The organism is Hydrogenophaga sp. PBL-H3, assembly GCF_010104355.1.
Lineage (GTDB): Bacteria > Pseudomonadota > Gammaproteobacteria > Burkholderiales > Burkholderiaceae_C > Hydrogenophaga.
This window is the reverse complement of the sequence record NZ_CP044972.1, coordinates 1452681-1469802: the sequence shown is the minus strand read 5'-3', so window position 1 is coordinate 1469802 and position 17122 is coordinate 1452681. Positions and strand designations below refer to the sequence as shown.

At 66.9% G+C, this 17122-nt stretch carries 20 protein-coding genes; 4 read left to right on the top strand and 16 right to left on the bottom strand.

Going from position 1 to position 17122, the window contains the following annotated elements:
- The first annotated feature begins 37 nt into the window (after window positions 1–37).
- Entirely contained in the window at window positions 38–580 is a 543-nt protein-coding gene (locus tag F9Z44_RS07020) for a PaaI family thioesterase (RefSeq protein ID WP_159604725.1), read from the top strand.
- A gap of 56 nt (window positions 581–636) precedes the next feature.
- Here the strand turns inward: F9Z44_RS07020 and F9Z44_RS07015 are convergent, their stop codons facing one another.
- On the bottom strand, window positions 637–1149 hold the full coding sequence (locus F9Z44_RS07015) for an OmpA family protein (protein WP_159604723.1): 513 nt from the start codon (window positions 1147–1149) through the stop codon (window positions 637–639).
- 102 nt (window positions 1150–1251) lie between these two features.
- Between F9Z44_RS07015 and F9Z44_RS07010 the strand changes: the two genes are divergently transcribed.
- Both F9Z44_RS07010 and pdxH read left to right on the top strand, forming a co-directional pair.
- On the top strand, window positions 1252–1881 hold the full coding sequence (locus tag F9Z44_RS07010; RefSeq protein ID WP_159604721.1) for a gamma-glutamylcyclotransferase: 630 nt from the start codon (window positions 1252–1254) through the stop codon (window positions 1879–1881).
- Between the two features lie 54 nt (window positions 1882–1935).
- Window positions 1936–2571 (top strand): pyridoxamine 5'-phosphate oxidase, encoded by a 636-nt coding sequence (pdxH, locus tag F9Z44_RS07005; protein ID WP_159604719.1) that lies wholly within the window; start codon window positions 1936–1938, stop codon window positions 2569–2571.
- On the opposite strand, the gene folK is transcribed toward pdxH, so the two are convergent.
- From folK to F9Z44_RS06980, 5 genes are read right to left on the bottom strand one after another with little or no spacing between them, the layout of a single operon-like run.
- The gene (folK, locus tag F9Z44_RS07000) at window positions 2568–3035 is read right to left on the bottom strand and encodes a 2-amino-4-hydroxy-6-hydroxymethyldihydropteridine diphosphokinase (protein WP_236574285.1); all 468 of its coding nucleotides are present in this window, start codon (window positions 3033–3035) and stop codon (window positions 2568–2570) included. The two genes, pdxH and folK, sit on opposite strands and share 4 nt — an antisense overlap.
- 11 nt (window positions 3036–3046) lie before the next feature.
- Window positions 3047–4711: a polynucleotide adenylyltransferase PcnB gene (gene pcnB / locus F9Z44_RS06995; protein WP_159604717.1), complete on the bottom strand. Its 1665-nt coding sequence runs from the start codon at window positions 4709–4711 to the stop codon at window positions 3047–3049.
- A complete protein-coding gene (locus tag F9Z44_RS06990; protein WP_159604715.1) occupies window positions 4708–5376 on the bottom strand; it encodes an HAD family hydrolase in 669 nt (222 codons plus the stop codon). The genes pcnB and F9Z44_RS06990 overlap by 4 nt, the downstream gene beginning before the upstream one ends.
- Window positions 5373–6059: a DnaA regulatory inactivator Hda gene (gene hda, locus F9Z44_RS06985; protein ID WP_159608614.1), complete on the bottom strand. Its 687-nt coding sequence runs from the start codon at window positions 6057–6059 to the stop codon at window positions 5373–5375. The genes F9Z44_RS06990 and hda overlap by 4 nt, the downstream gene beginning before the upstream one ends.
- Before the next feature lie 11 nt (window positions 6060–6070).
- Window positions 6071–7168, bottom strand: a complete 1098-nt coding sequence (locus F9Z44_RS06980) for an AI-2E family transporter (RefSeq protein WP_159604713.1) — start codon at window positions 7166–7168, stop codon at window positions 6071–6073.
- Window positions 7169–7330: 162 nt separating this feature from the next.
- Here F9Z44_RS06980 and purM point away from each other — a divergent pair, with 162 nt between their 5' ends.
- Window positions 7331–8368, top strand: coding sequence for a phosphoribosylformylglycinamidine cyclo-ligase (gene purM, locus F9Z44_RS06975; protein ID WP_159604711.1), 1038 nt, complete (start codon window positions 7331–7333; stop codon window positions 8366–8368).
- Window positions 8369–8375: 7 nt separating this feature from the next.
- On the opposite strand, the gene F9Z44_RS06970 is transcribed toward purM, so the two are convergent.
- The 10 genes from F9Z44_RS06970 to F9Z44_RS06925 all read right to left on the bottom strand — a co-directional run bounded on the left by F9Z44_RS06970 (window position 8376) and on the right by F9Z44_RS06925 (window position 17106).
- Window positions 8376–9146: an ABC transporter ATP-binding protein gene (locus F9Z44_RS06970; protein ID WP_159604709.1), complete on the bottom strand. Its 771-nt coding sequence runs from the start codon at window positions 9144–9146 to the stop codon at window positions 8376–8378.
- The gene (locus F9Z44_RS06965) at window positions 9146–9949 is read right to left on the bottom strand and encodes an ABC transporter permease (RefSeq protein ID WP_201450021.1); all 804 of its coding nucleotides are present in this window, start codon (window positions 9947–9949) and stop codon (window positions 9146–9148) included. The genes F9Z44_RS06970 and F9Z44_RS06965 overlap by 1 nt, the downstream gene beginning before the upstream one ends.
- Entirely contained in the window at window positions 9942–10787 is an 846-nt protein-coding gene (locus F9Z44_RS06960; protein ID WP_159604707.1) for an ABC transporter permease, read from the bottom strand. The genes F9Z44_RS06965 and F9Z44_RS06960 overlap by 8 nt, the downstream gene beginning before the upstream one ends.
- Before the next feature lie 33 nt (window positions 10788–10820).
- Window positions 10821–11873, bottom strand: a complete 1053-nt coding sequence (locus tag F9Z44_RS06955) for an ABC transporter substrate-binding protein (protein WP_159604705.1) — start codon at window positions 11871–11873, stop codon at window positions 10821–10823.
- A gap of 121 nt (window positions 11874–11994) precedes the next feature.
- Window positions 11995–12324: a 4Fe-4S dicluster domain-containing protein gene (locus F9Z44_RS06950; protein ID WP_159604703.1), complete on the bottom strand. Its 330-nt coding sequence runs from the start codon at window positions 12322–12324 to the stop codon at window positions 11995–11997.
- The gene (locus tag F9Z44_RS06945) at window positions 12321–13961 is read right to left on the bottom strand and encodes an FAD-dependent oxidoreductase (RefSeq protein WP_159604701.1); all 1641 of its coding nucleotides are present in this window, start codon (window positions 13959–13961) and stop codon (window positions 12321–12323) included. The genes F9Z44_RS06950 and F9Z44_RS06945 overlap by 4 nt, the downstream gene beginning before the upstream one ends.
- Window positions 13962–14072: 111 nt before the next feature.
- On the bottom strand, window positions 14073–14705 hold the full coding sequence (locus F9Z44_RS06940; RefSeq protein WP_162147749.1) for an NAD-dependent dehydratase: 633 nt from the start codon (window positions 14703–14705) through the stop codon (window positions 14073–14075).
- Entirely contained in the window at window positions 14702–15622 is a 921-nt protein-coding gene (locus tag F9Z44_RS06935; protein WP_159604699.1) for a PA2778 family cysteine peptidase, read from the bottom strand. The genes F9Z44_RS06940 and F9Z44_RS06935 overlap by 4 nt, the downstream gene beginning before the upstream one ends.
- Before the next feature lie 62 nt (window positions 15623–15684).
- On the bottom strand, window positions 15685–16077 hold the full coding sequence (locus tag F9Z44_RS06930) for a PA2779 family protein (RefSeq protein WP_236574284.1): 393 nt from the start codon (window positions 16075–16077) through the stop codon (window positions 15685–15687).
- Between the two features lie 171 nt (window positions 16078–16248).
- A complete protein-coding gene (locus F9Z44_RS06925; RefSeq protein ID WP_159604697.1) occupies window positions 16249–17106 on the bottom strand; it encodes a SirB1 family protein in 858 nt (285 codons plus the stop codon).
- Window positions 17107–17122: the final 16 nt, after the last annotated feature.

Below are 17122 nucleotides of genomic sequence, written 5' to 3'. Positions count from 1 at the left end.
CTACAATGATTGCATCTACAAATAAAATGGAGTTTCCATGACCACCGAAGAAACCCAGGCGCTCTGGATGCAGCAGTACGACACCGTCGTCGAGCGCATGAATGCCGGTGCAGGCGTGGGTCTGGCCAACCCGGCCGACATCGCGAGCCTCACCGGCCTGCAACACATGCAGGCCATGCTCGACGGCCAGCTGCCCTACCCGCACATCGCCCACACGCTGGACTTCTCGCTGGTGGAAGTGAGCGAGGGCCGCGCGGTGTTCCAGGGCCAGCCCCAGCTCAAGCACTACAACCCGCTGGGCTCGGTGCATGGCGGCTGGTACGCCACGCTGCTGGATTCGGCGCTGGGCTGCGCGGTGCACACCACGCTGCCGATCGGCCGCGCCTACACCACGGCCGAGCTGGGGGTGAACATCGTGCGCGCCGCGTCCCACAAAAGTGGTCCGCTGCGCGCCATCGGCACGGTGCTGCACGCGGGGCGCCAGCTCGCCACCGCCGAGGCCCGCATCGTGGGCGCTGACGGCAAGCTCTACGCCCACGCCACCACCACCTGCCTGGTGTTTGAAGCGCCGGCGCGCTGAGACCAGGCGAAAAAAAGCCCGGCGAACCGGGCTGCTTGATGAAGTGAAGCGCGGGATCAGCCGGCGATCATCACTTCCACACGGCGGGCTTCGGCGTCGTTGCCGGTGCCGGTGGTCTGCTCGGGCTTCTTCAGCTCCAGGCTGGACTCGGCCACACCCGCACCCACCAGCGCATCGCGCACGGCCAGCGCGCGTTTCTTGGCCAGCTCGGCATTGAACGCCGGGTCGCCGGTGGCGTCGTGGAACCCCGAAAGCACCAACCGCTTGCCCGCCTTGGCTGCGGTGATCGCATCTCCCAGGGCCACCATGGCACCCGCCGCCAGATCGGCCTTGCCCGAGGCAAAGTAAAACTTCACCACGCCGTTTTCCACCACCACGCTGGCGTCATCGCTCGACGCCGCAGCCACCGCAGGTGCAGCGGCCACGGGAGCCGCCGCCACCGCCTTTGCAGCGCCGCCACGGGATTTGTGGATGCCCAGGCCCACGGCAAAGCCGGTCACCAGCACAATCACCGCCACCAGCAGCACCGCGACCACGCGGTACTCAACTTCGTTATCTTGGGAAGACATGGGAAACACTCCGTGAAAATGGTTGACTGTTCATCGACCTCCCGGGCGCGGCGCGCCAACCTGTCACAGCGGCTCGGCCCTTTGGGCGCTGCAGGATTGTAAATGGCACCCTCTCCCAAACCACCCCGCACAGTGCGCCCCACCACCTGGGACCCGGCCCAGCGCAACGGCGCGCAAATGATGGCCGACACGCTGGCGCAGTGGCGCTCCCAGGGGCCTCGCCCCGACCTCTGGGTGTTCGCCTATGCATCGCTGGTGTGGCGGCCTGAGTTCGCCGCCGCCGAGCAGCGGCTGGCGCGCGTTCACGGGCACCACCGCTGCCTGGAAATGTGGAGCCGCGTCAACCGCGGCACCTTCGAGTGCCCCGGTCTCGTGTTTGCGCTGATGCCCGGTGGCAGCTGCACGGGTCTGGCGCTGCGCGTGCCGCACAACGACGTGGAAGCCCTGATGCCGCTGCTGTGGGCGCGCGAAATGCCCAACCCGGTTTACGACCCCAAATGGCTGGTCTGCCAGACCGAGCGGGGCCCGGTGCACGCGCTGGCCTTCACGCTCTCACGGCGCAGCCCCAGCCACACCGGCACGCTGAGCGAGGAGCGCTACCGCGACATCTTCAGCCGCTCCCGCGGGCGCTACGGCACCACGCTGGACTACGCACGCCAGACCTTCCACGGCCTGCTGCACCACGGCATCCACGACCGCGCGCTGGGCAAGCTGCTGCAGCTCGTCGAATGACGCACATTGACCTGCCGCAAGCCCGGGCCAGGGGTACGCTCCTATACTGAAACTATGAACATCGCCGACCTGCGCAAGAGCTACGAGAAGGCTGAACTCAGTGAGTCGGCTTCCAACGCCGACCCACTTCAACAGTTCGCCAGATGGCTGCAGCAAGCCATCACCAGCAAGGTGCCAGAACCCAACGCCATGACGGTGGCCACGGTCGGCTCCGACCTGCGGCCCAGCACCCGCGTGGTGCTGATCAAGGGCTTCGATGAGCGGGGCATCGTCTGGTACACCAACTACGCCAGCCGCAAGGGCCAGGAGCTCGCCGGCAACCCGTTTGCCGCGCTGCAGTTCCACTGGGTCGAGCTGGAGCGAGTGGTGCGCATCGAAGGCGTGGTGGAGAAGGTCAGCGACGCCGAGAGCGACGAGTACTTCCACAGCCGCCCGCTCGACAGCCGCATCGGCGCCTGGGCCAGCCCACAAAGCCAGGTGATCGAAGGCCGCACGGTGCTGGTGACCAACGCAGCGAAGTACGGCGCGCAGTTCCTGCTGCAGCCGCCGCGCCCCCCGCACTGGGGCGGCTACCGCCTCAAGCCCGAGCGCTGGGAGTTCTGGCAAGGCCGCAAGAGCCGCCTGCATGATCGGCTGCGTTACACCGCGCAGGCCGATGGCGGATGGCTGCGCGAGCGCCTGGCGCCTTAAAGGGTTTCGATCGCTTGGTCGGCCACGGCGGCCAGCTGCCCGGTGCTGACCAGCGCTGGCGCAATCTCGGCCAGCGGTACCAGCACAAACGCGCGCTGCCCCATGCGCGAGTGCGGCACCGTCAAACGGGGTGACTCGATGCGCGCGCCCCCAAACAGCAGCAGGTCCATGTCCAGCGTGCGCGGCGCATTGCGGTAGGGGCGTTCGCGGCCAGCCCGTTGCTCGATAGCTTGCAGGGCGTCGAGCAAGGCCATTGCATTGAGGGTGGTCGAGACCTCGGCCACGGCGTTGACGTAGTCGGGCCCAGTGGATTGCACGGGTGCTGTGCGGTACAGGCTGGATGCCCGCAACACGCGAATGCCGGGCGTCTCGTCCAACGCTTTCAAGGCACCGCGCAGGGCCTGCTCGGCATCGCCGAGATTGGCACCCAGCGCGACAAAGGCCGTGACGTCAGCGCGTGCCACGGTCGGCGAAATTACACCGGCCCCGGTTCGCCACCGCTGGCGGCACCGCCCGGCTTGCGGCGGCGACGGCGGCGTTTTTTGGCTGGAGCCGAACCGTCGTTGGGAACTGCAGACTCAGCGCCGTCGTCCGACTCGCCAGCGTCTTCGTCATCACGTTCGTCAGCGCCGCCATCGGCCGCGCGAAAACGCGGATCGGGTGCGAGCGCCTCGGTCGACGGACCAGCGTTGGCCGGATGGTCGTCATCACTGCGCTTCACGCGGCGCGCCTTGCCAGCCCCGGGCTTGGCGAGGTTTTCGCGCCGCTGCGCGTCCACCATGTCCTCGCGCATGTCGTCGCTGGCCATGCTGAAGGTTTCCCACCAGTGCGCCAGCTCTTCTTCCACCTCGCCGACCTGCGCGCGCAGGCGCAGGAAATCGAAGCCGGCGCGAAAGCGCGCCTGGTCCACCAGGCTGAAAGGCGAGGTGCCCACGCGCTTGTCGAAGCGGGGCTGCATCATCCAGATTTCGCGCATGTCCGCACCCAGCTTGCCGCGGCCCGACACGTCGCCGATGCGCGCTTCAAACGCTTCGTCCACCGCGTCCTGCAACGCCGCAAACGGTGGTGGCGGGCGCTGGCCCTGGCGCGCGTTCAGGCGCTGGCTCCAGCCCTTGCGCACGTCGGCCCACAACACACAGGCCAACAAAAAGCTCGGTGCCACCGGTTTGCCTTCGCCCACGCGGCGGTCGGTGTCCTGCAAGGCAAGCTTCACGAAATCGTCGTCGGCGCGCTGCACCACCACGTCGAGCAGCGGGTAGATGCCGGTGTCCAGGCCCACGGCCTTGAGCTGCGCCACGCTGGCCAGCGCGTGGCCGGTCTGCAGCAGCTTGAGCATCTCGTCGAACAGGCGGCTTTGTGGCACGTCGAGCAACAACTTGCGCGAGGACGCCAGCGGCTCCAGCGTTTTGGCGTCAAACGTGAAGCCCAGGCCGCTGAGCTTGGCCGCAAAACGCACGGCGCGGATGATGCGCACCGGGTCTTCGCGGTAACGCGTGGCGGCGTCGCCGATCATGCGCAGCGTCTTCTTCTTCGCGTCGCGGATGCCGTGGTGGAAGTCGACCACGGTCTGCGACTCGGGGTCGTAGTACATGGCGTTGATGCTGAAGTCGCGGCGTGCGGCGTCCTGCTCGATGGGGCCCCACACGTTGTCGCGCAGCACGCGCCCGCTGGCGTCCACCGCGTGCTTCATGCCGGCGAGTTCGCCCTTGCTGGTGCGCTCGTTGCCCGCCACCTGCTCGGCGTCGGCGCTGTCCAGGTAGGCGCGGAAGGTCGAGACCTCGATCATTTCGTGTTCGCGGCCCCGGCCGTAGATCACGTGCACGATGCGAAAGCGCCGCCCGATGATGAAAGCGCGGCGGAACAGGCCCTTGACCTGCTCGGGCGTGGCGCTGGTGGCCACGTCGAAGTCTTTCGGTCGCAGGCCCAGCAACAGGTCGCGCACCGCGCCACCCACGATGAAGGCGTCAAAACCGGCCTGCTTGAGGGTGTGCACCACGTCGAGTGCGCGCTGGTCCACCAGCTTGGGGTCGATGCCGTGCACGGACACCGGCACGTCTTCGCGCTTGCCGAACGGATTGGCGCGGCGTGCGGGAGCCGCCGGCGATTTGCCGAGCAGCCTGTCAATGAATTTCTTGATCATTCGAATAGGTTCAATATGCGCCAGCCCCGTTCCAGGGCAATGGCTTGGAGCCGGGCGTCCGGGTTGGTGGCCACGGGCTCGTGCACTCTTTCCAGCAGCGGCATGTCGTTCATGGAGTCGCTGTAGAAGGTGCTGTGCTGCACGCCGGCCCATGACAGGCCACGCGCGGCCAGCCATTGTTCCACACGGGCGACCTTGCCCTCGCGAAACGACGGCGTACCCCGGATCTCTCCGGTGGGCTCGCCGCGCTCATCGGTGGCCAGATCGATGGCGATCAGCTCGTCCACCCCAAAGGCCTTGGCGATCGGGCGCGTCACGAATTCGTTGGTGGCGGTGACGATCACGACCGTGTCGCCCGCGGCCTGGTGGGCGCGCACGAGTGACAGCGCAGCGTCTTTCAGCGCGGGCTGCACCACCTCTGCCATGAAGCGTTCGTGCGCCTGGCGCGCCGTCTTCAGCCCGTGTTCGCGCACCGCTTCGATGGCAAAACGCACATAGCGGTGGATGTCCAGCGTGCCGGCCTTGTAGTCGGCATAGAAGCCGTCGTTGGCCTTGGAGAAGCTGTCGCCATCGCGCCAGCCCAGAGCCACGGTGAACTCGCCCCATGCGTAATCCGAATCGAACGGGATCAGGGTGTTGTCGAGGTCAAAAAGGGCCAGTCTCATTCGTCTTCCAGCATGGATTTGATCAGGGGGATGGTGATGGCGCGCTGGGTGCGCAGGGCGTAGGCGTCAAGCTGGTCCAGCAGCATCATGAGGCTGGAGAGATCGCGCGAGAAGCGCCGCAGCATGAAGTCCATCACCTCGTCGCTGAGGAAAACACCCCGGTCATCGGCAGCACGACGCAGCACGCCACGGCGTTCGGTTTCACCCAGCGCGTGCAGCTGGAACACATGGCCCCAGCCCAGGCGGGTGCGCAGGTCTTCGCGCAGGCGCAGGTCGGCCGGCGGACAATTGGCCGCGGCCAGCACCCAGCGCGCCGGGCCGTGCGCGGGGTTCTGCGCATTCACGAACCAGTTGAACGCCGCCGCCTGCTGCGTGGCGGTGTAGAGATGGCAGTCGTCGAGCAACACCGCGTCCCAGTGCTCGTCGAATTCGGGTGGGTCCAGTGTGTCCACATCGATCCAGCCCACGCGGCTGCCGTGCTCGCGCAGGCTCTCGCGCACCGCGCGCAACAGGTGCGTCTTGCCGCTGCCGCTCTCGCCCCACACAAACGTGGGCACGGGCGAGCGCAGCGGGTTGTGGGTCCAGAGCTTGAGGTGTTCCAGCGCGGCTTCGTTGCCGGCGGGCACGAAGTTCGCCAGGGTGGGCACGGGCGCAAGACCAATGTCCAGCGCCATCTGCTTCATGGGGCCGGTGCTCATTCGTCGGCTCCGGTGGTGTGCACGCGGGGCGCTTCGCCCAGGTACATCTGGCTGGCCAGATAGCCGCGCTTGGCGCGCCGCATGGCCACCAGCAGCACCGCGCTCGCCGGCAAGGCGATCAGTACACCCACGAAGCCAAACAGGTGCCCAAACGCCAGCAAGGCGAAGATGACCGCAATCGGGTGCAGGCCGATGCGCTCACCCAGCAGGCGCGGCGTGAGGTACAGGCTCTCGATCAATTGACCCACCAGATAGACGCCCCCCACCAGGGCCACCCCGAGCACGGTCTGAAACTGCAGCAGCGCGGCAAACAGCGCCATCACCAGGCCCAGGCCAAAACCCAGGTAGGGCACGAACACCGCCAGCCCGGTGAACACGCCGATCGGCAGCGCGAGATCCAGCCCGACCAGCGCCAGGGCCACGGTGTAGAGCACCGCGAGCACGGCCATGACCAGCAATTGGCCGCGCAGGTACTGGCCCAGCACCTCGTCGGTTTCGTTCAGAAAGCCTTGCACGCTCTCGCGCCAGCGGGGTGGGATCAGGCCCTTGGCGCGCGTGACCAGGTTCGTCCAGTCCAGCAGCAGGTAGTAGGCCACGATGGGCATGAGGAACAGGTTGCCGATCACGGCGGCCAGCGCACTGCCGCCGATGCGCAGTGACGACAGCAGACCGTTGATCAGCTCGCTCTCGTTGCCGGTGATCAGGGTGCGCAGCCATTCGCGCACCTGCGTCACGTCCACCTGCAGGTTGACACCGAAGCGGGTGGCCAGCGGCAGCAGCGCGTCGTTCAGGCGGTCCAGCAGCACTGGCACCTGCTCGCGCAGCAGCGGCACCTGCTTGGTGATCACCGGCACGATGAGCAACATGACGGCGATCAGCACCAGCATGAGCAGCGCGATGGCCAGACCCGCGCCGAGCCAGCGCGGCACGCGCCGGGCGTGCAGCCGCTCCACCAGCGGGTGCAGCGCGTACGCCAGCACGGCGGCCAGCAGGAAAGGCATGAGCACCGGTGCCAGCAGGGAGAGCAGCAGAGCACTCACCACAGCGATCAGGGCCCAGATCAAGGCGCGGATCTGGTTGGGGGTCAGTGGCATGGAGCGCGAGGGTCGATGAGGCCGCGAGGGCGACCCCTTAAAATCTGGGGCAAATTCTATCGGGCCACTCTCAGGGTACCCGAAAGCCCCCCACCCGCCCAGCGTCCCGCTCCAACGACCGCGCCGCCCACCCCTCCCCACTACCACCGGGCCAGCATTCTCATGACCTCTTCCACTACCCCCCTTTCGTACAAAGACGCCGGCGTTGACATCATTGCTGGCGACGCGCTGGTCGAGCGCATCAAGCCGTTGGCCAAAAAGACCATGCGCGAAGGCGTGCTGGCCGGCATCGGCGGCTTTGGCGCGCTGTTCGAGGTGCCCAAACGCTACAAGGAACCCGTGCTGGTGAGCGGCACCGACGGCGTGGGCACCAAGCTCAAGCTGGCTTTTGAATGGAACATGCACGACACCGTGGGCATCGACCTCGTGGGCATGAGCGTGAACGACGTGTTGGTGCAAGGCGCCGAGCCGCTGTTTTTCCTGGACTACTTCGCCTGCGGCAAGCTCGACGTGGACACCGCCGCGGCCGTGGTCGGCGGCATTGCGAAGGGCTGCGAGCTCAGCGGCTGCGCGCTGATCGGCGGTGAAACCGCCGAAATGCCCGGCATGTACCCGGCGGGTGAATACGACCTGGCCGGCTTCTGCGTGGGCGCGGTTGAAAAATCCAAGATCCTCACCGGCCAGAGCGTCAAGCCCGGCGACGTGGTGCTGGGCCTGGCCTCGCACGGCGTGCACTCCAACGGCTTCTCGCTGGTGCGCAAGTGCATCGAGCGCGCAGGCGCCGATCTGCCCGCCACGCTGGACGGCCTGCCTTTCCGCGACGCCATCATGAAGCCGACCCGGCTCTACGTGAAGAACGTGCTGGCCGCGCTGGCTGCTCATCCCATCAAGGCGCTGGCCCACATCACCGGCGGTGGTCTGCTGGAAAACATCCCGCGCGTGTTGCCCGAGGGCACGGCGGCGCACCTGGTCAAGGGCAGCTGGCCGCAGACCGAGCTGTTCGCCTGGCTGCAGAAGACCGCCGGCATCGACGACATCGAGATGAACCGTACGTTCAACAACGGCATCGGCATGGTCGTGGTGATCGCCGCCGACCAGGCCGCTGCCTGCGCCGCCACGTTGCGTGACCTGGGCGAAACGGTGTTCGAGATCGGTCGCATCGCCGCCCGAGGCGAAGGCGAGGCGGTGGTCGTCTCCTGAGCAGCGCTCAGCGCCGCAGCTGCCGCAGCACCTGCTGCTTGATCTCGTTGAAGCCCGCGCCCGTGCGGTTGCGTGGTCGCGGCAGGTCCACCTCCACCACGCTTTGCACGCGCCCTGGCCGGGGCTCCATGACCACCACCCGGTCACCCAGGAACACCGCCTCCTCCACATCGTGCGTGACCACGATGGCCGTGACCTGGCGCTCGCTCCAGATGCGCAGCAGCTCTTCCTGCAGGTAGGTGCGCGTCAGCGAATCGAGTGCGCCAAACGGTTCATCCATCAGCAGGATTTCAGGCCGCGACACCAATGCGCGGGCAATCGCGGCACGCTGGGCCATGCCACCAGACAGCTGGTGGGGATAAGCCTGCGCGAAGCCGGTCAAACCCACCAGATCGAGCTGCTCCCGGATGCGCTCGACCCGCTCGTGGCGACCCAGGTCGAGGCTGTCGAGCCCCAGGCCGATGTTGTCGGTCACGGTCAACCAGGGAAACAGGCGGTGGTCCTGGAACACCATGCTGCGCTCCACACCCGGCCCGGCAATGGGTCGGCCCTCGATCAGGATGTCGCCATCAAAGCGGTCGTCCAGTCCCGCGATCAGGCGCAGCAAGGTGGATTTTCCGCAGCCTGAAGCGCCCACGATGCTGAGGAATTCGCCACGCCCGAGCTCCAGCCCGATGCGTTGCAACACCAGCATGTCCGCTCCGTCAATGGGGTACGTCTTGCCCACGTTGCGCAGGCTCAGCGACGCCGGAGCGGCATTCAGTGTGGCGGTGCTCATCAGCGGGGTCTCCAGGGAATCAGGCGGTGAATCAGGGTGTGTGCGAGGCGGCTGAACAGGTAGCCCACCAGAGCCAGCACCAGCACGCCGACGAGCACGAGATCCATGCGGAACACGTCGCGCGCCGTGGCCAGGTAGGAGCCGATGCCGCGCCCGGTGCCGATGGCGTATTCGGCGCCCACGGTACCGATCCAGGCGGTCAGCAGGCCGATCTCGATCCCGATCAGGATCGACGGCAAGGCGGCTGGCAGCACCAGGCGGCGCAGGCGTTGCCATGGCCGCAGCCGCGCGATGGCGGCCACTTCGCGGTACGTGGGCGGGATGGCGCGCACGCCCTGTTCGGTGTTGAGGTAGACCGGAAAGAACGACGAGAGGGCGATGAAGACGGCCTTGGCGACATCGCCATTGCCGAACCAGGCCGTGAGCAGGGGAATCCACGCAAACAGCGCCACCTGGCGCAGCGCGTGAATCGTGGGTGCCACGGCGAGCTGCGAGGGCCGGTGCAGACCCACCGCCAAGCCCAGGACAACGCCCAGACCGGCGCCCACGGCAAATCCCAGCGCCACGCGCACCAGGCTGGTGGCGGTGGCGCCCCACAGCTGGCGGCCCTGTGCGTCGAAAAACGGGGCCCCCAGCACCTGGTGCAGCGGCACCATCAGCGGGTGTTCAAAAAGCCCCGTGTCAATCAGCAGCACCCAGGCCAGGCACAGCGCCAACGGCAACCAGGCGCCGGGAGCGATGCGCGGATACAGGACGGCCGGGGCAGTGATCGGAGCGGAGATCAAGGCGGTCCTGTCAACCATGGTCGGGCAGCCAGCGGCTGAGGGATTGCTCCAGGCGGCGCAAGGCCACGTCCAGCGCGTAGCCGACCACGCCCACCACCACGATGCCGACGACAACGATATCGAGCTGGAACAGGGTGCGGCCCCACACCATCATGTAGCCGATGCCTTCGGTGGCCGCCAGCATTTCCACCACGATCAGGGCGATAAAAGCGTGGCTCAAGCCCAGGCGAAAGCCGCTGAAGACGATGGGCAGGCTCGCGGGCAAGGTGAGCCGGGTTAGGTAGGTCCAGCGCCGCAACCGCAGCACGCGCGCGGCCTCGATGTAGGCCATCGGGATGTTGCGAATACCCCGCGACGTGCTCATCACCACCGGCACCAGAACGGCTTTGGAGATGACGATGATCTTGAGCGTCTCTTCGATGCCGAAGATCAGGATGAGGATGGGTATCCAGCCCAGCGTGGGCACCGCGAACAGGGCTCGCAGCGTCGGCTCCAGGTACGTGCACGCGCGCTGCGAAACACCCAGCCAGACGCCCAGCGCCAGACCCAGCACGCCACCGATGGCCAAACCCGAGGCGATGCGCTGAAGGCTGATCAGCAAACCGGCGCCCAGCTCGCCACTGTGCGCGAGCTCCAGGAAGGTGCCGAGCACCAGGGCGGGCGCCGGCAGGATCTGCGGCGACACCCACTGCCGCGCAACAGTCAGTTGCCACAGCAGCAGGATCGCGGCCGGCAAGGCCAGCGCCAGCAGCACACGGCGCAGTGGCGGCCAGATGGTGCGCGCCAGTGGCGGCAGCGCTGGCTGCCCTGTCGCGGCCGACACGCCCGCGATGGCGGTGTGGTCAACAAAAGCCATGGGTGTTCTTGTGTGGGCTGGACGACAACGGGCTCAGTGGCGGGCAACGATTGCGTTGCGGCGGGGCCAGAAGTTTTCCAGCCCCTGTGCTTTCAACGCCGTCTCGACATAGGCGGGTGCCGCCCACTTCGCGACGTCGATGTCGTTGCGAATCAGCTTGTTGTCTTTGGTGAACTCGATCGCGTCGTCGTACTGGCTGAGCAGGAAGGCGTCCACGCGCGGGTTGAACACGTCCTTGAGCGCCACACCATCGAAATCGTCCTTGAACGCCTGCACCGGCACACCCGACAGAGCCCAGATGCGGTAGGCCTCCTCGCGGTTGGCCTCCTGGCTGAGCCAGTGGGCCGACTTCACCAGCGCGTTGGCCACGCGCTGCGTCGCTTCGGGGTAACGCTTCTCGAAACCCTCGGTGACGGTGATGGCACCAAAACCCGATGCCTTGGCGCCCAGCTCCTTCGACGAATAGAACACCTTGCCCACCCCTTTGTCGCGCAATGTGAGCAAGCTGCTCGATCCCACCGCCGCATCCACACTGCCCGCGGTGAGGGCGGCGAGCTGGTCGGCGGTCTTGAGATCGACCAGCTGGATGTCGCGCAGCGTGAGGCCACTGTCCTGCAAGGCCTTGAGCAAGGCCCAGTGCAGCACGGTGCCTTTGGCCACGGCCACCTTGCGGCCCTTGAGATCCTTGAAGGACTTCACGTCCAGGTCCTTGCGCGACAGCGCGAACACCGTGGTGTAGCCATATGAGGCCACGATGCGGGTGGGCAGGCCACCGGCCTTGCCGATGATGTTGGGCAAGGAGCCGTACTGCGCGAAATCGAGGCGGTCGTTGGCAATGGCTTCGTTGATCGCGGGGCCGGTACCGGTGAGGTACTCGAAGCTGAGCTTGACGGGCGCGCCCTTGAACTCTTCAGCGATGAAGCCTTTGCCCTGCGCAACGGCCAGCAAGGCCAGGCCATAAGGTTGGCCAAAGCCCTGGCCGAAACCGCCGAAGCGGATGGCTTCGGGCAGGTTTTGCGCGTGTGCGCTGAAGGCGGTGGTGGCGGCGAGCAACAAGGCTGCCAGTGGTCTGAAAAATGAAGTCATATCGTGTCCAAAAAATACAGGGGTTGGAAGCGGCGCCATCCAGAAACACCGAGGAACCGGCTTTGCCGGGCCTCAGGTGTTGCCCCCTTGAGGGGGTCGCGCGAAGCGCGGCGGGGGTGGGTCAATGAGCACGGCGCAGCAGTTCGAAGCTGGCATCCAGCGCGGCGGTGGGGCGGAGGTCCTTGCCCCAGCCGATGGCGCGGCGGTAACTGCCGATCCATTGCTGCACCTCGGCGCCCTGCTCGACCACGGCCATGGCGTGGTCCGCCACCGGCGCGACGTACAGGGCATCGGTCGGGCAATACAGCTCGCACATGAAGCAGGTCTGGCAGTCGTCCTGGCGCGCGATGCGCGGAATGCCGCCGGGCACGGCGTCGAACACCTGGGTGGGGCAGGCGTTGACGCAGATGTTGCAGCCGGTGCAGCGTTCGGGGCTGACGATTTCGATCATGCTGCGATCCTCTCAAGGTCGACATTGGCAACGTGGTTGCGCACCGCCTGCCGGCGCACCCAGACCTCGTCCAGGCCGCCACTGACCAGGCGGTGTTGCTGTCTCAGGTCCAGCCCGGTGTGGTCCTGGCGACGGGCCATGCCACGCGTCTCGGTGCGCTGCAGGGCGCTGCGGTACATCCAGCGCGAGGTGGCGAGCATGGCCACGGCTTCGCGCGCGCGCACCGCATGTTGTTGTGCGGGTGCAGCGGCGTGGCGCACCCGCGCCCAGTGACCATCGAGCCGCTGCAGGGAGTCTTCGAGCAGGTCGGCGCGCCGGGTCCAGTTGCGCTCGTAGGGAAACACCTCGGCCTGCACCGCGCGCACCAGTTCGTCCGGGTCCCAGGCCTGGGCGCCCCCCTCCTGAATGCCCGCCGTGCCCGCGCGCCGCAAGGGCCGCCGCGCCAGGCTGCGCGCACCGCGGCTGAAATCGGCCGCGCCCGCGCCGGCCCAGAAGCCGGACGACAAGGCCCAGGCCGCGTTGTGGCTGCCGCCGCCGGTGAAGGCGCCGCAGATCAGTTCGCGCGTGGCGGCATCGCCCGCTGCGTAGAGACCAGGCACCGAGGTGGCGCAGTCGTCGCTGACGACGTGCAGGCCACCGGTGCCACGCACCGTACCCTCCAGCCGCAAGGCCACCGGGAAATGGTCGGTGAAGGGATTGATGCCCTGGCGGTCGAAAGACACGAAGAAATTGGGCTGGGCGTTGCGCATCCAGGCGCGGATCTCGGCGTCGGCCCTGTCCAGGCAGGCAAACACCGGTTGTGTCTGCAACGTCTTGGCGATCACGCTGCGGCCGCGCGAGGAACCCGCACCCTCGATCACCACGCCGTCGCGGTCGTAGAAGGTTGCCCAGTTGTAGAACAGCGATTTGGTGACCGAAGAAAACGAAGGACCCAGGCCATAGGCGTTGGAGAACTCCATGCCGGAGAGTTCAGCCCCCACCTCGGCGGCCATCAAATAGCCGTCACCGGTGAGCACGTTGCAGCCCAGGGCCCGGCTCAGGAACGCACAGCCGCCGGTGGTGATCACCACCGCGCCAGCGCGAGCCACCCAGGTCTCTCCCGTGGTGCGCGTGACCCCGGTGGCGCCAGCCACGTCGCCGTTCTCGTCGGTCAGCAGCTCCAGCGCCGGGCTGTGGTCCAGAATGCGCGCGCCCGCCTCCTTCACCTTCTTGCGCATCAGGCGCATGTACTCGGGTCCTTGCAGCGAGGTGCGCTGCAACTGGCCGTGTTCGTCGATCGGAAAGGGGTAGCCCCACTCGGTCAGCGTCTCGGTGTTGGTCCAGGTCTGTTCGAGCACGCGGTCCATCCACACGTGTTCGGCCAGTTCGCCACCCATGGCGAAGCGGCTGGCTTTGGCCTTGTCGCGCGAGGCCTGGTCACGCGGCACATGCCAGAGCCCCGTGCCCGACGGGGCGGTGGCGCCGGAGGTGCCGCAGAAGCCTTTCTCCACCAGCGTGACACTCGCCCCGCGTGCCGCAGCCGCCACGGCGGCCCAGGCCCCGGCGGGCCCCCCGCCAATGACCAGGACATCGGTATCGATCTGCTGCTGGCCGGCACTGCCGCTCAACAACGAATTGGAAAGGCCACCTTGCGCCATCGTCTGCACTCCTGTTTGTTCAGAGGAGGCAGTCTGCGACCGGGTCACGCCATCGGCAACGACCGATAACGCGTTTGCATATGCGAAAAATCGCAGCCGTGTTTCAGTGGCTCAGAGCAAGGCCTCCGACGGCAACACGTGCACCCCCGGTGCGCCCACCACCACGGCCTGCAGCAGGCGGTGCGCGATGCGCTCGGCGGGCACCACGCGCAAGCGGCGCGGCAGCAGCGGCTGAACCCACTGGGACACCCGCACCGCCAGTTGTTCGGCCGGTCGGCCCTGCTCTCGTTGCCCACCGATCAACCCCGGGCGCACGAACGTCAGCGAGGGGAATCCCACCGCCTGCAGGTCGCGCTCGGTCTCGCCCTTGGTCCGCGAATAGAACACCCGCGAGCGGGCATCGGCACCCAGTGCGGAGTTGAAGGCGAAGGCGCGTGCGCCATGGCGCCGTGCCAGGTAGGCCACCTCCAGCGGGTGGTCGTGGTCGACCTTGTAGAACGCGGCCTGCGAGCCCGCCACGCCCATCGTCGTGCCCAGGGTGCAAATGACCGAGTCCACCGCCCACCAGTCCGCGTGTTCGGGCAGGCGCTCGAAATCCACCAAGGGGTTGAGCAGCTTGGGGTGTGGCACCAGCGACTTGCGCGTGGGCGCCACCACCCGCTCCACGGTCGGGTCGGCCAGGGCCTGCCGCAGCACGTGGCTGCCGACCAGCCCGGTGGCGCCCACCAGCATCAGTTGTTTCATGGGCGTGTCCGTGGGGTCGAGGGGGAGGCCAGCTGGCGTTCGATGGTCTGCAACAGGCTCTGGTAGTTCGCCAGCCGCACACCACCCAGGGCCACCGCCTGCTGCGCGGCCTGCCTCGCGGCGGGCAGTTGCCCCAGCTCCAGGCGCACCTGTGCCAGGTTGTTCCAGGCGTCGGCGAAATCGGGGTGGGCACGCGTGGTCGCGTCAAAGGCTTGCGCGGCTTCCACACGTTGGCCGAGCGCATAAGCCGTGTTGCCCAGCCCCAGCAGGCTGATGCGGTGCTGCGGCCACTTCTGCAACCCGGTGGCGTAGGCGGTCCGGGCCGCCTGGGGACTGGATCGCTCCAGGGCCGAGATCGCCACCGCCCAATCGTCGGGCTGCGCGGTCACCGGCAACTGGTCGGGCCGACTGACCCGCATGGCCCAGTGGGACGAACGCGCCCAGGTGTTTTCGAACGTGCTCATCGGCAGCGTGAGGCGCGCCGTGGTCCCGGAATGCAGCAAGACCTGCTGCGTCGCGCGGTCGTAGCCAACCACCACCGCGTAGTGCCACATGGGCTTGATCGGCAGAGAGAGGTTTTGCAACACCAGCACCGGGTGCCCGCTGGCTACCTCGGTCAACACGGTCTGCAGATCGGGCGCCAGCGGGTAGGCCACGAGTCCCTGGCGACGCGTGGCCGCCAGCATCTCGGTTTGCAGTGCACCCTGGCGCCCGGGCAGGTAGACCTGCGGCGTGAGCTGCTCGGGCGTGACGCTGGAGCCCGCGGCTTGCGCCACCATGGCCAGCGTGGCGGGTCCGCACAACAGGTCTTCCTGTGGATGAAACGGCACCTGGTCGAGCAGCACACGCTGCGGCAGTTGTGCCGGCCAGGTGCGTTGCAGCTCGGCCGACTGCGGCGGCGTGGCGCATCCGGTCAAGAGCAGCCCACAAAGAACAACCCCCGCCAGGGCGGGGGTCGAACAGCGAAGTCGCCAGGACTTCATCGAATGCTGCGGGTGAACGGGAAGACCGCGGTCAGGCCCAGGATGTCGGTGACCAGCAGGATCAGGAACACAGTGAACAGGATGCCGACCACACCGGCACCTGCAGGCGCCTGGTCAACACGGTCCGCCAACTGGGCCACTTCCACGTCCGACATGGCTTTCACGCGCTCGATTGCGTCGTTGGCGTCCACGCCCTGCGCTTGCAGTGCGGTCTGCACGTCGGCGCGGGTGAAGAAGGCACTGACGTGTTCCCGGTCGGCATTGCCGGCGGGGGTCACCATGGCCTGCTCGGTCGACACCATGGCGGCCTGGGCCGTCAGGGGCAAGCCGGCGAAGGCCATGCAGGGGATCAGCGCAGTTGCAATGAGGCGTTTGATTGTTTTCATCATGATGGTGATTTCAAAGGTGGAAAAACACAGCAGCAAAAGGTTCACTGCCTGCCCTTGATCCTTACAGCGAGCGCGAAGTGCGTCAATCGCCTTTACACGGCGACACACAAGCACAACAGCCTGCAACGCCTTGTGTGCGCCAGGGAACAGACGGATGAAAAGGCGGCGCCTTCAGTTCAGCGCACGGCGCAGTTCCTGCACGCGCTGCGAGATGGCTTCGCGGTCCATGGTGTCGTCGGAATGCTCGACGTAGATTTCAAGATCGTTCACCGCCAGCCGCAGATCGCCCATCTCGGCCCAGGCGAGACCCCGGTCGCGGTACTCGGACCAGGCATCCGGCATCAGGATGAGCAAACGGTCCTGCACCGCGATCAGTCGCAACCAGTCTTCTTGGGTGCGGTGGATTTCCTTCAGGTTGCGCAGCAACCGGGCCACGATGTCGCGTGGCGTGGCGGCCTGCAGGTACAGACCCACCGGCACATCGAAATCGTCCACCAGACCGTTGCGGCGCTTGTAGGGTTCCAGCCGCTCGGACAGGTCTTCGCGGCTGAGCGACTGGCCGGTGAATGGATCGATCACCACTTGGCCATTGGGCAGGTTGACCTTGACCATGAAGTGCCCGGGGAAGTTGACACCGCGCGCTTTCAGACCCAGGCCCGTGGCCAGTTCCAGCCACAGCACGGCCAGCGTGATCGGAATGCCGCGGCGCGTGCGCAGCACGGCATTGAGGTAGCTGTTGTCGGGGTCGTAATAGTTGTTGACGTTGCCGCCAAACCCCATGTCGCGAAAGAAAAACTGGTTGAGCGTGCGCAGGCGCTGCAGCGGACCCGCATCGGCATTGCAACGACGGCGCACTCGCGAGAGCATCTGGTCCACGTCACCCAGCACCTGCTGCACGTCAAGGTCGGGGTACTCGTCCTGCGCGATGGAGGTGGCTGCCTCGAACAGCGGAAACGCTTCCTCTTCTCCCACCAGGGCGGCGAAGTAACCCAGGGGTGTGGGCGAAGGAAATTCGTACGCGGTGCTCATGACGGGCTTGCTTTCT